Origin of the sequence: Bradyrhizobium sp. HKCCYLS3070 (genome assembly GCF_051167575.1) — a bacterium.
GTDB lineage: Bacteria > Pseudomonadota > Alphaproteobacteria > Rhizobiales > Xanthobacteraceae > Bradyrhizobium.
In genome coordinates, this window is sequence record NZ_JBNPTI010000001.1 from 1,124,014 (window position 1) to 1,137,132 (window position 13,119).

Below are 13,119 nucleotides of genomic sequence, written 5' to 3' on the forward strand. Positions count from 1 at the left end.
TGGACCGAGGCATGATCATGAGCGGCAAGCCGGTGATCCGGATCATTCTTGGGGTCGCGGCCCTCGTGGTCCCGGCGGCAGCGCTGGTCGTCGTGTTCGATCCCACGCTGATCCGTGACGTCCCGATTATCGGGCGGGACAAAACGGCCGCGAGCGGAGCGGCAATCCCGGCGGCCGAAGCGCCGGGGCAGTCCGCATCGGTTCCGACCGCCGAGCAAGCGCCGTCCGCCGCGGACCATGGTCGCGGCGCAAGCCCGCTTGCGACGATGCAGCAGCAGGCGAGTGGTCTTGCCGCCGCGCTGGGCCCGCTGGTTCCGCAGTCGGGCGCCGAAAGCGATGGTCCGGCCTTCGATGTCGTCAACGTCGCTCCTTCGGGTGACGCCGTCGTCGCCGGGCGCGCGGCGCCCGGCGCCACCGTGGAGCTGCTGCGCAACGGCGAGGTTCATGACCGCGTCGTTGCCGACCGGGCCGGACAGTTCGCCATGGTGCCGCCCCGTCTCCCTGCCGGGACCTACGATCTGACCCTGCGATCGAAGCTCGCCGACGGACACGAGGTGACGTCGAAGCAGAGCGTGGCGGTGAACGTCGAGGCCGGGCGGCAGCAGGCCACGGTGGCTCTGCTGTCGCCGGATGAGCCGACGCGCGTTCTGTCGAAGCCGGCCGGGGTGATCCCGCAGGCGCTGGCGGTGGACGCGGTGGATCACGAGACGAATGGCGTCCTGCGCGTCAACGGCCGGGCGCGTCCGGGCGCGACGGTGAGGCTTTATTTGAACGATCGCCTGATCTCTTCGACGGTGGCGGGCGCCGACGGACGTCTCAGCATCGCGATCGGCAAGGACGTCAGCCGGGCCGGCAACGAACGGATCAGGCTCGACGAGGTCGATCCGGCATCCGGCTCCGTCCAGGCGCGCGCCGAGGTCCCGTTGAGCCTGCCCGACGACGCGACGACTGCATCGCTGTCCTCGGCTGTTGCGGGGACCGAGACGGCCAAGGCTCGCGCGGCCACTCAGTCCACGCTGGTCGCGGCTGCAGGCAACCCGCGTGAGGCGATCGTGCCCGCTGCCAGAGGCGAGCCGAAGATGACGACGGTCACGGTCGCCCGCGGCGATAGCTTGTGGCACATCAGCCGCCGCCTGCTCGGGGGCGGCACGCGCTACGCGGTCATCTACAAGGCAAACCGGGAGCAGATCCGAAGTCCCGATCTGATCTATCCGGGGCAGGTCTTCATGCTCCCGGCCAGGCGATAGGCCCGGCTCCGGAGCGCCCCCGCGGGGCGCTGCACCGCACCAACTTGATGTGAGCTGACTGACCTAGCCCGCGCTCAGCCGGACGCCGGCGCGCAGGAATTTCTGCGGGTCGACGGCTTCGCCGTCGATGCGGGTCTCGTAGTGCAGATGCGGGCCGGTCGAGCGGCCGGTCGAGCCGACCTCGCCGATGATGTCGCCGATCTTCACATGCTGGCCGATCTTGACGTTGATCTCGGAGAGATGGCCGTAGCGGGTGGAGAGGCCGTTGCCGTGATCAACCTCGACCATGCGGCCGTAGCCGCCGGCCCAGCCGGCGTTGACCACCTTGCCGTTGGCGGTGACGCGGACGGGATCGCCGGTCGCGGCGCGGAAGTCGAGGCCGGTGTGCATCGCGGGGCGGCCAAGGAACGGATCGCTGCGCACGCCGAAGCCCGAGGTGAACTCGACCTCGCCGATGACCGGCTTGCGATACGGCACCAGCGACAGCGTGCGGTTCATCTTCTCGACCTGCGCGCGGGTGATGCTGATGCGGTAGAGCTGGCGCTCGAACGGACCGGATTCGGCGCCGAGCTTGACCGGCACGAACGGGCCGCCCATGCCGCCCTTCGGCGCCGCCGCTTCGAGCTGACCCATGTCGAGGCCGAGATCGGTGATGACGCCGCGCATCCGGCGCAGCTTCGATTCCAGCGTCTCCTCGGCCGAGGACAGCATCGCGATCTGCCGCGCCTCGACCTGGTCGAGCGAGCGCGTCAGCCGCGTCAGCACGTTGTCGACGCCGGCGAGCTTGGTCGATGGGTTCGGCTGCGCGTTGGCCATCACGGGGCTGCGCGATTCGAGCCGGGCCTCGCGGTCCGGCGGCGCCGTGAAGATCACGGTGTCGCTGATCGGCGACGGCTTGGGCGTGGCTGGCGCCGACGGCGGCTCGATGGAGACAGGCGCGCGCGCCGGGGCGCGGATCGAGCCGGTGATGTCGGGCATGCTGCCGAGCGCGGTGGCGCGGCCTTCAAGCGCGCTCTGGCGCTTCAGGATCTGGTCGAGCTTCTGGTCGAACTGCTCCTGGTCGAGCAATTGCCGGCTGGTGGCGCGATCGACCTTGGCGCGTAGCTCGGCGATGCGGTCCTCATAGGCGTATTGCATCTCGGCCTGGCGCGCGATCAGCCGCGTCAGCACGTCGTCGCGAAACGCGAAATAGGTCGCGGTCGCCGCCGACCACAGCCCGAGCAGGCTGACGGTGCCGACCACGATCCAGAATACCACCGGGCCGATGCGCACCTGCTTGCCGGCATGCACCAGCGTGTAGTCGCTCTGCGACGCGGCCGCGACCGGCGCCGGATGGCTGACGGGGGCGCGCCGATGGTGATGGGCGTGCCCACGGTCATGAGAATGGTGCTGGGGATATTCGGCGTGATGGCCGGAACGATACGACATCGGCACTCCCGCGCCGGCCGGAGATCGTCGTTCCAGCGGCGTCATTTACGGGAGCGATTTGACCCCTGCATGGTTAATTTTCCGCCAACGCCGTCAGGCGCATTCTCAGAGCGCGCGCGCCGCCGCGAGCACCGCGTCGGCATGGCCGTCGACCTTGACGTTGCGCCACACTTTGGCGACGCGGCCGTCGGCGCCGATCAAGACGGTGCTTCGGATGATGCCGAGAAACTTGCGGCCATAGAGCGACTTCTCGCCCCAGGCGCCGTAGGCCTCCAGCATCTCATGTGTCTCGTCCGAGATCAGGGGCACGGCGAGATCGTGCTTGTCGCGGAAATTGTCCTGCGCCTTGACCGAATCGGCGGAGACGCCGAGCACTGCGGCGCCGGCGGCCGCGAAGTCCTTCGACAGGCGGGTGAAGTCGATCGCCTCCTTGGTGCAGCCGGGCGTATTGGCCTTGGGATAGAAGAACAGCACGAGCTTCTGGCCGCCGTAATCGGCCAGCGAAACGGTTCCGCCGCCATCGCGCGGCAGCTTGAACGCGGGTGCCTTGACGCCCTCGGCGAGGCCCGTTCCAGTGGTGGCTGGCGTCCTGGGCCCGGCCTTCGCAGCTCCCGTTTTGGTGGTCGCGGCTTTGGACGTCGCGGTCTTTGCGGAGGTCGTCTTTGCGGAGGTCGTCTTGGTGGCTTTCGTCACTGCCGGTTTGGCCGTCTTCTTGGTGGCCTTCTTGGCCGCGGTGGCGAGCCGGTTCCCGTCAATCGCCCCGTAGGACGCCGGGTTGGAGGATTTCTTTTGTGATTCCTTTGACATACGCCTTCCTTTCGTCGCTTTCGGCGGCTCAAAAATGAAAGTATCTCGGTTCTTGTCCGGTGTCCCGGGATCGATCTGGAATCCGTGCTTCGCGGCGCGCAGGGGATCGTGTCTCTTGCGATGAAGCGAAGATCACGGCTACCAGCAGGCGTGAGCACCAGCGCAGTTGAGCACAGTGCAATGACGACTCTCGTACCGTCTCCGGATCAGACGTCCCCGCCACAGAATTCGTCCGGCGGTGGAGAGGCGCCGGTCCGCTGGCGCGAGCAGGTGGGCAAACCTGACGGCGGCGGGGTATAGTGACGAGGATGTCGCGCGTCGTCCGCGCCGCCGGCGAAGCGCCAGCGGCGTGTTGACAGCACCCGCCGAAGCGTGACGGGATCATTTGGGGCATCGAGTCCTGCCGGCAGTGAGCACGCGCGCTGCGTGAACGGGCGGGGCCACACCGGCGACCAACCTGGCCGAGGCCAGGTTGGCACGAATGTTTCGGACACGAGGGGCCGGCACCGAGAGGCAATGGCAAGACAGACATCACCCCACCGGCCCCATCTGCAAGCGGACACCCAGGGCCAGCAGTGGGATGAGGCCGACTGGGATGTGGCCGACCAGTATGAGGCTGCCGCCGAGCACGACGAGACGGTCGGGCAGCGCGCCCGGCGCCTGTTGTCGCGGCCCGATTCGGGCGGGAGCACCGGTCGATTCGGCTGGGCGCGTCCGCGTCTGCCGGGCGGCCGCGTGGCCAAGCGGGTCGTCATCACGCTGGCATCGCTCATGCTGCTCGTCGGGCTCGGCTTCGCCGGCCTGTGGCTGCGGCTCGGTGCGGGCCCGATCAGCCTCGATCTGGCGACGCCGTGGCTCGCGGCGGCGATCGAGGACAATATCGGCCACGGCAACACCGTCGAGGTCGGCGGCACCCAGATCGAGCGTGCCGGCCGGATCAGGATCGCGGTCCGGATCCGCGACATCATCGTGCGCGATCAGGATCACGCCATCGTCGCCAGCGCGCCCAAGGCCGAGGTGCGGCTGTCCGGCGCCGCGCTGCTGATGGGCCAGCTGCGTGCCGAGAGCCTCAAGCTGGTCGACGCCGAGCTCGCGATTCGCATCACCCCGGACGGCACCGTCACGGTGTCGACGGGGGAGACCACCAAGCCGCTGGCAACGGGCGTCGCCTCCAAGCGCGATGCCGGCCTGCCGCCGACATTCCCGCGACCGGGACAGGCCGCGTCACCGCCCAACGCACCGGGACCGCAGGCCGGCTCGCAGCCAGCACCGCCGGCCATGTCGACTGTGCCCGCGACCGCTGCGCCGAACGGCCTGCTTGCCGGCCTGGACTGGCTCGACAGCCTCAGCCTCACCGGGCTCGATGGCCAGAACCTGAACGAGATCGGGTTGAAGAACGGCGTGCTGATCGTCGACGACCAGCAGCGCGGCAACAAATGGACGTTCGAGAACATCAGCCTCAGCCTGCGCCGGCCGTCCGGCGGCGGGGTGGCGCTGAGCCTCGGCGAAGAGGGCGCCAAGCCGTGGCAGCTGCGCATCCTGGTCGGGCCCCAGGCCAACGGCGTGCGCACGGTGGACATCAAGGCCGACAAGGTCTCCACCAGCAACATCCTGCTGGCGATGCGGCTCAAGGATCTCACCTACATGGCGGACCTGCCCATGACCGGCGAGATCAAGGGCGAGCTCGCGCGCGACGGGCTGCCGACCTATCTGCGCGGCAAGATCAACATCGGCGCGGGCAAGATCATCGACACCGATACGCCCGACTATCCGATGGCGATCGACTCCGCCGAGATCAGCATGGAATGGGACGCCGGGCGCCGCGTGCTGATCGCGCCATTGAAGGTGATCTCGGGCGCCAACCGCATCACGCTCAACGCCAATCTCGAGCCTCCGAACGACACCGCAAACGACTGGCGGCTGGGTCTCAACGGCGGCACCATTCTGCTCGGCGCCATCGAAAACGAGCCACCGCTGATCTTCAACCGCATCTCGATCAACTTCCGCTTCGACACCGAGGGCAAGCGCGTGCTGCTGACGCAGGCGGAGGTCTCCAATGGCGAGATCGGCGTCGCCGGCACCGGCAGCGTCGACTATGCCGGCGAGCCGCGGCTGAAGCTCGGCTTCGCGGCGACGCCGATGCCCGCGCTGGCGATGAAACGGATCTGGCCGGCGCTGATCGTGCCGGAGGTGCGGGCCTGGATCATCGAGCGCATCGAGCGCGGCTCGGTGCAGCGGATCGACGTCGCCGTCAATTCGCCGACGCGCAACCTGCCGCGCAAGGGGCCGCCGATTCCCGACGATGGTCTCGACGTCAACATCGTCGCCACCAATGTCACCGTGCATCCGGTCGACGGCCTGCCGTCGGTGCGCGATGCCGACGTGAAGGCGCATGTCACCGGCCGCACCGCGACGGTGACGATCGGGCAGGGCGTCGCGGATACGCCGGCCGGGCGCAAGCTCAACTTCTCCGACGTCGTGTTCGAAGTACCGGACATGGCGCCGAAGCCGTCGCCGTCGCGGGTACGCATGCGCGTCGAAGGGCAGGTCGCCGCTGCCGCCGAGATCCTCGCCTCCGACCGGCTCAACGATCTGTCGTCGATGCCGATCGATCCCAACCAGACCAAGGGAACGTTCCAGGCCAGCGTCAATCTCGCGATGCCGGTCAAGGGCGAACTGACCAAGGCCGACACCAGCTACGCGGTCACGGCCGATCTCAATGGCTTTGCCGCCGACAAACTGGTGATGAACCAGAAGCTCGAGGCCAACACGCTCAAGATCGTGGCCAACACCGCCGGCTATCAGGTGAAGGGCGACGTCAAGATCAACGGCCAGCCGGCCACGCTCGACTATCGCAAGCCGACGGAAGGCGACGCCGACATCAAGATGCAGGCGATCCTCGACGATGCCAGCCGGGCTCGGCTCGGCATGGATCTGGGCACCGCGATCACCGGCAACGTGCCGCTCAAGCTCAATGGCAAGATCGCCGGCTCCAGCGATCGCGACAGCCGCATCGGCGTCGAGGCCGATCTGACCCAGCTCAAGCTCGACAACCTGCTGCCGGGCTGGGTGAAGAATCCGGGCAAATCCGGCAAGGCCACCTTCAACGTTGTCGCCAAGCAGCAATCGACACGCTTCGAGGACATCAACATCGAAGGCGGCGGCGTCTCCATCAAGGGCTCGCTGGAAGTCGACCAGAACGGCGACCTGGTGAACGCCAACTTCCCGACCTATTCGCCGTCGGAAGGCGACAAGACGCAGCTCAAGGCCGAGCGCGGCCAGGACGGCGTGCTGAAGCTGTCGATGCGCGGCGACGTGTTCGACGGCCGCGGCTTCCTGAAGTCGGCGATCTCGGGCACCAACAAGGACGCCGACAAGAACAAGGCACGCTCCAACCTCGACTTCGACGCCGAGGTCAAGCTGGGCGCCGTCGCCGGCTTCAACGGCGAGGCGCTGCGCAGCGTCGACCTCAAGTTCTCCAGGCGCGGCGGCGCCTTCAAGAGCTTCAATTTGACCGGCAAGGTCGGCCGCGACACGCCCGTCACCGCCGACATCCGCGTCGGCCGCGAGGCGCCGAGCGCCGATCCTCGCGCGCGTCGCCAGGGCCGCGAGGTGATCTATCTCGTAACCAACGATGCCGGCGCGCTGCTGCGCTTCGCCGACACCTATTCCAAGATGGCTGGCGGCGAGCTGGAACTGGCGATGGAGCCGCCGACGGCCGACTCCAGCCCCAAGGAAGGCCTGGCGATCGTTCGCAACTTCACCGTCAGGGGTGAGCAGGCGCTGGATCGCGCCGCCTCCGGCGCAGCACAGGGCGCCTCGCAAGGCATCGCCTTCACCATGCTGCGCGCGGAGTTCACGCGGCAGAACGGGCTGCTCTCGATCCGCGACGGCGTCGTCAAGGGACCGACGCTCGGCCTGACCATCGAGGGCAGCATCGACTACAACGTCAACCAGGTCCGGGCTTCGGGCACGATCGTGCCGCTGTACGGGCTGAACAACATGTTCAACCAGATCCCGATCGTCGGGCTGTTCCTCGGCGGCAGCAATGAAGGTCTGTTCGGCGTGACCTATGAGGTTGTGGGCACGCCAAGCCAGCCTGTGGTGCGCATCAACCCGATCTCGGCCATGCTGCCGGGCGTGACGCGCAAGATCATGGACTTCAACACCGGCAAGCAGCCATACCCGCCGGCGGAGCTGCCGCCGAACAATTGACGCTGCCGGCCGCCGGCGTTCGGCGACGTCAACAGACCCGATCGATGCGGTTCAGGCGGCTCTGACGCCAGCAAGGAAGGTGTCGACCTCGCGGGAGAGCTGCTCGGCCTGCTTGGAGAGGTTGCCGGCCGCGATCAGCAGGTGGCCGGCGGCGCTCCAGGTCTCATTGGCCGCCGTCGAGACGCCGCCGATGTTGGCGGTGACCTCGCGGGTGGCCTGCGCGGTCTGGGTGACGTTGCGCGCGATCTCCGCGGTGGCCGGTCCCTGTTCCTCGATCGCCGATCCGATCGTGGCCGCGATCGCGGACACCTCCTCGATGGTCAGGGTGATGCCGTCGAGCGCGCCGACCGCTTCCCGCGTCGCGTTCTGGATCCGGGCGATGCGGTCGCCGATCTCCTGCGTGGCCTGTGCCGGTCTGGCTGGCCAGGCTCTTCACCTCCGCCGCGACCACGGCAAAGCCGCGCCCGGCTTCGCCGGCGCGCGCGGCCTCGATCGTGGCGTTGAGCGCCAGCAGGTTGGTCTGGCCCGCGATGCTCGAGATCAGCTCGGCGACGTGCTCGATCTGCTTGGCGCCATCGGCCAGGGCGCGGACGATCCCGTCGGTATGGCGCGCGCTTTCGACGGCGCGTCCTTGCCGAAACAACTATCATCAAGCTGCTTACTAATCATGAACGCGTGGTTGTTGTGCGCCGTCCACTATGTGGACGGGCGGCTGTCGGAGCGCGCAAGCACATCGTTCTTGGACCGCGGGCCAACTACGTGCGAAGGGCCGGAACGACCAGGAACGGGATCATGCCGATGACGACGCTCACGAGCGCGAGCAGAATGACGGCATCATAGCCGTGGGTGAGATCGTGGATGACGCCGCCGCTCCATGATCCTAGTGCCGATCCGAGCCCGCTGCCGATCGTGATCGTGCCGTAGATGGTGCCAAGCCGCCTGCCGCGGAAGATCTTCATCGCGGTCGCCGACAACAGCGGCCCGCGCGAGCCGATCATGCTGCCAAAGCAGACGACGAAGCCGGTGAGCAGGAAGATGTTCGGCGAGAATTGCAGCGCCCACAGCATCAGGATTCCTGCGATCGATACGGCGTAGGAGAACAGCACCGACGGCCGCCGGCCGATCAGCCCGTCGAGGGCCGAGACGCCGAGCATGCCGAACAGCAGCACCACGCCCGAGAAGCCCCAGGCGGTGGCGGCCTGCAGCGGCGCAAAGCCGGCATCGATCAGATAGGCGACGACCTGCGGCGCGATCGCATACATGCCAACGGCGGTGAAGAAGAAGGTCGAGAACAACGCCCAGAAGGCGTGATGGCGCAGCGCCCGCGACAAGGTCCAGGCATCGCCGGCGAGCTCGTCGGCGACAGGCCTGGTGATGTGGGGCGCGCCGGCGGCAAACAGCCGCCAGGGCAGCAGCGCCAGCGGCACCAGCAGAATGAAGGCGGCGGCGCCGAACGCCTGATATGTGCTGCGCCACCCGGTCGCGTCGATCAGCAGTTGCGAGCCCGGCAGCAGGATCAGCACGCCGGCGCCGGTGGCGGAATAGATCACCGCCATCGCGGTCGGCAGCTTCTTGCCGAACCAGCGGCCCAGCAGGATCGAGTTGGGGACGTTGCCGATCAGCGCGATGCCGATGCCGACGCACAGGCCGATGCTGATCTGGAACTGCCACAGCGCCTGCGCGTGCGCCGCGGCCGTGAAGGCGGAACCAAGCAGCAGGAGGCCGAGCGCATACACGGCGCGTGGTCCGGAGTGATCGAACAGCCGCCCGATCAGCGGTGCGGCGAGGCCGCCGGCGAGCGCCGTCAGTGAATAGATCGAGACGACTTCGGAACGGTCCCAGCCGAAGCTGTCGGAGATCGGCTTGAGAAAGACGGTGAAGCTTTCTCCCAGCCCGCGGCCAATCACCGATAGCGCAAAGCAGAGACCCAGCACCACGAACGCCATGCGCACGCGTGGTGGAGCTGTCGGAGTTTCCTCGGCTTGCGCAGGCTCTCGCGGCGCGCTGATCGTCATGCCCTGAGGGAGCGCCTTTCGGCCTTCCCTGACAAGCAGGCAAAAGCGAATGCGGCTATGCAGGCCTGACCAGCACGTGGCGCTTCTTGCCCAGCGACAGCTTGATCACGCCCTCGCTGGTCAGTGCAGCCGGCGTCAGCGCCATCTTCTCGTCGGTGACCGCAATGTCGTTGACGCGCAGGCCACCGCCCTTGATCTGCCGCCGCGCCTCGCCGTTGGAGCCGACGAGGCCGGCCTTGACGAAGGCGTTGAGCACGCCAAGGCCAGCGTCGAGCTCGGCCTGCGGCACCTCGACCGTCGGCAGGTTCTCGGCGATGGCGCCTTCCTCGAAGGTGCGGCGGGCGGTCTCGGCAGCGGTGCGTGCCGCCTCTTCGCCATGCAGCAAGGTGGTGGCCGCATCGGCCAGTGCCTTCTTGGCCTCGTTGATCTCGGCACCCTGCAGTGCACCGAGCTTCTCGATCTCGGACAGCGGCAGCGTGGTGAACAGCTTGAGGAACTTGACGACGTCGGCGTCCTCGGTGTTGCGCCAGTACTGCCAGAAATCATACGGGCTGCACTGGTCGGCATTGAGCCAGATCGCGCCCTGCGCGGTCTTGCCCATCTTGGCGCCGGATGCGGTGGTCAAGAGCGGCGTGGTCAGCGCGAAGAGCTGCTCGGTGCCCATGCGGCGTCCGAGCTCGACGCCGTTGACGATGTTGCCCCACTGGTCGGAGCCGCCCATCTGCAGCCGGCAGCCGGTGCGCCGCGCCAGCTCGACGAAGTCGTAGGCCTGGCAGACCATGTAGTTGAACTCGATGAAGCTCATCTCCTGCTCGCGCTCGAGCCGCAGCTTGACGGAGTCCATGGTCAGCATGCGGTTGACCGAGAAATGCCGGCCGATGTCGCGCAGCATCTCGATCCAGTTCAGCTTCGTCAGCCAGTCGGCATTGTCGAGCATGATGGCGTCGGTGGCGCCATTGCCGTAGCGCAGCACCTTGGCGAACACGCCGCGGATCGACGCCTTGTTGGCCTCGATCTCCTCGACCGTGCGCATCGCCCGCGTCTCGTCCTTGCCGGAGGGATCGCCGACCATGGTGGTGCCGCCGCCCATCAGGGTGATCGGCTTGTTCCCGGTCTGCTGCAGCCAATACAGCATCATCATGGTCAGGAAGTTGCCGATGTGCAGCGAGCGTGCGGTGCAGTCGTAGCCGACATAGGCGGTCGCCTGGCCCTTGGCGGCGAGGGCATCCAGCCCCTCGAAATCCGAGCACTGATGAATGAACCCGCGGCTCTGCAGCACGTTCAGGAAATCAGACTTGAAGCCAGTCATTGTCGGCGACTCTGAGCATTTGTTTACGGTATTGACCGCTTGTCGCGGGGACGTGCGGGAGGCACATGCCACGGATACGGGCATTGTGGCATTATAAGATGCGCCGGGCTTGTACAAGCATGTGCACGGCCTGGGCGGGACCTCAAATCGGCCGTACTTGGCAAGCAGGGCAGGGTTTTCAGGTTCGACTGCAATGATTCTGACCGCACTTGGCCTCATGAGTGGCACCTCGCTCGACGGGGTGGACGTGGCCCTGATCGAGACCGATGGGCGGCAGATCAAGAGCCTCGGTCCCTCGGGCTACCGGGCCTATAGCGCCGCGGAGCGCAGCCTGCTGCGCGAGGCGCTCGCCGATGCGGTGCAGATCGAGCGGCGCGATGCGCGCCCCGGACGGGTGCGCGACGCCGAGCGCGTCGTGACGGTGGCGCATGCCGAGGCGGTCGCCGCGTTCCTGGCGCAGCACCGGCTCAAGCCCGAGGACATCGACATCATCGGCTTCCACGGCCAGACCGTGCTGCACCGCCCCGAGCGCCGCCTGACCGTGCAGATCGGCGACGCGGCCGTGCTTGCCAAGTCCGTCCACATCCCGGTGATGCACGATTTCCGCGCCGCCGACGTCGATTTCGGCGGGCAGGGCGCGCCGTTCGTACCCGTCTATCACCGCGCCCTGGCGAAGTCGCTGTCGCGCGCGGGGCCGATCGCCGTGGTCAATATCGGCGGCGTCTCCAACATCACCTATATCGACGGCGACGACGTGCTGATCGCCTGCGACACCGGTCCCGGTAATGCGCTGCTCGACGATTTCATGCACCGGACCACGGGACAGTCATTCGATCAGGATGGCCGCGTGGCGGAGCAGGGCAACCCGGACGAGGCCTGGATCACCAGCGCGCTGGAAATGCCCTTCTTCGCGCTGCCGCCGCCGAAATCTCTCGACCGCAATGATTTTGCCGCGCTGAAGCTGGGCGATGTGAAGCCGGCGGACGGGGCCGCGACCCTGACGGCGTTCACGGCCGCAGCGATTGCCCGCATCGTCCCGCTGCTGCCGAAGCCGCCGGCGAGCTGGATCGTCTGCGGCGGCGGCGCCCGCAACCATACCATGATGCGGATGCTACGGGAGCGTGTCGCGCCGGCGAGCGTCGAATCGGCCGATGCGCTGGGCTGGTCGGCGGACGCCATCGAGGCCCAGGCGTTCGGCTTCCTGGCGGTCCGCGGCATGAAGGGCCTGCCGCTGAGCTATCCCACCACCACCGGCGTGCCGTTTCCGATGACCGGCGGAGTGATCGCGCGGCCATGATCCATGCATGTGCATGGACCTTGACAGTTACATGCACTTGCATCTAGTTTGATGCATCTGCATCAAACTGCCGAGGATGTCATGGCGCCTGCCCTGAAGCTGATCAGCCACAAGCTCTGCCCCTATGTGCAGCGCGCCGTCATCGCGCTCACCGAGAAGGGCGTCGCATTCGAGCGGATCGACATCGATCTCGCCAACAAGCCCGACTGGTTCCTGAAGATCTCGCCGCTCGGCAAGGTGCCGGTGCTGGTCGTGCCGACGGCGCAAGGCGAGGTGGCGCTGTTCGAGAGCAACGTGATCTGCGAGTACATCGAGGACACGCAAGCCGGCGCGAGGCTGCATCCCGAGGACGCGCTCGCGCGTGCGCAGCATCGCACCTGGATGGAGTTCGGTTCAGCGATCCTCGGCGATCTCTGGGGCCTGGAGACGACGCAGGATGCCGCGGTGTTCGCGGCCAAGCGCGAGGCGCTGACGGCGAAGTTCGTCCGCGTCGAGGCCGCGCTGGGCGAGGGGCCGTATTTCGATGGCGTCCGCTTCAGCCTGGTCGACGCCGTGTTCGCGCCGATCTTCCGCTACTTCGATGTGTTCGATGGCTACGGTGATCTCGGCATCTTTGCGTCCACGCCGAAGGTTCGGGCGTGGCGCGATCGGCTCGCACAACGGCCGAGCGTGAGGACGGCGGTCAGCGCCGACTATCCGCAGCTGCTGCGCGCGTTCCTCGCGCGGCACGATGCGTATTTGTTGAAGCAGGCGGCGTAGGAACGTTGTTGTCGTACCGAGCGTTCACGCCGCTCACAGTGC

General features: G+C 67.3%; 8 protein-coding genes and 1 pseudogene. 4 read left to right on the top strand and 5 right to left on the bottom strand.

The window, feature by feature from the left end; all coding sequences use genetic code 11:
* Positions 1–11: 11 nt before the first annotated feature.
* Entirely contained in the window at positions 12–1,247 is a 1,236-nt protein-coding gene (locus tag ACQR03_RS05180) for a LysM peptidoglycan-binding domain-containing protein (protein WP_434841204.1), read from the top strand.
* A 63-nt stretch (positions 1,248–1,310) separates the two neighbouring features.
* Here ACQR03_RS05180 and ACQR03_RS05185 read toward each other — a convergent pair whose 3' ends face one another.
* Positions 1,311–2,675 carry a M23 family metallopeptidase gene (locus ACQR03_RS05185; RefSeq protein WP_315751679.1) on the bottom strand — a complete coding sequence of 455 codons (1,365 nt, stop codon included), beginning with the start codon at positions 2,673–2,675 and terminating at the stop codon, positions 1,311–1,313.
* Positions 2,676–2,780: 105 nt separating this feature from the next.
* Positions 2,781–3,482, bottom strand: coding sequence for a peroxiredoxin (locus ACQR03_RS05190; protein ID WP_315826877.1), 702 nt, complete (start codon positions 3,480–3,482; stop codon positions 2,781–2,783).
* Between the two features lie 516 nt (positions 3,483–3,998).
* Here ACQR03_RS05190 and ACQR03_RS05195 point away from each other — a divergent pair.
* Positions 3,999–7,697, top strand: a complete 3,699-nt coding sequence (locus tag ACQR03_RS05195; RefSeq protein WP_434841013.1) for a YhdP family protein — start codon at positions 3,999–4,001, stop codon at positions 7,695–7,697.
* A 51-nt stretch (positions 7,698–7,748) separates the two neighbouring features.
* Here the strand turns inward: ACQR03_RS05195 and ACQR03_RS05200 are convergent.
* The 3 genes and pseudogenes from ACQR03_RS05200 to tyrS all read right to left on the bottom strand — a co-directional run.
* Positions 7,749–8,328 (bottom strand): annotated as a pseudogene (locus ACQR03_RS05200) (methyl-accepting chemotaxis protein); the annotation flags it as partial.
* 124 nt (positions 8,329–8,452) lie between these two features.
* A complete protein-coding gene (locus ACQR03_RS05205; RefSeq protein ID WP_315751676.1) occupies positions 8,453–9,712 on the bottom strand; it encodes an MFS transporter in 1,260 nt (419 codons plus the stop codon).
* 55 nt (positions 9,713–9,767) lie between these two features.
* Positions 9,768–11,021, bottom strand: a complete 1,254-nt coding sequence (tyrS, locus tag ACQR03_RS05210) for a tyrosine--tRNA ligase (RefSeq protein ID WP_434841014.1) — start codon at positions 11,019–11,021, stop codon at positions 9,768–9,770.
* A gap of 193 nt (positions 11,022–11,214) precedes the next feature.
* Between tyrS and ACQR03_RS05215 the strand changes: the two genes are divergently transcribed.
* Both ACQR03_RS05215 and ACQR03_RS05220 read left to right on the top strand, forming a co-directional pair.
* Positions 11,215–12,318, top strand: a complete 1,104-nt coding sequence (locus ACQR03_RS05215) for an anhydro-N-acetylmuramic acid kinase (RefSeq protein WP_434841015.1) — start codon at positions 11,215–11,217, stop codon at positions 12,316–12,318.
* 81 nt (positions 12,319–12,399) lie between these two features.
* Positions 12,400–13,077 carry a glutathione S-transferase family protein gene (locus ACQR03_RS05220; RefSeq protein ID WP_434841016.1) on the top strand — a complete coding sequence of 226 codons (678 nt, stop codon included), beginning with the start codon at positions 12,400–12,402 and terminating at the stop codon, positions 13,075–13,077.
* Positions 13,078–13,119 lie beyond the last annotated feature (42 nt).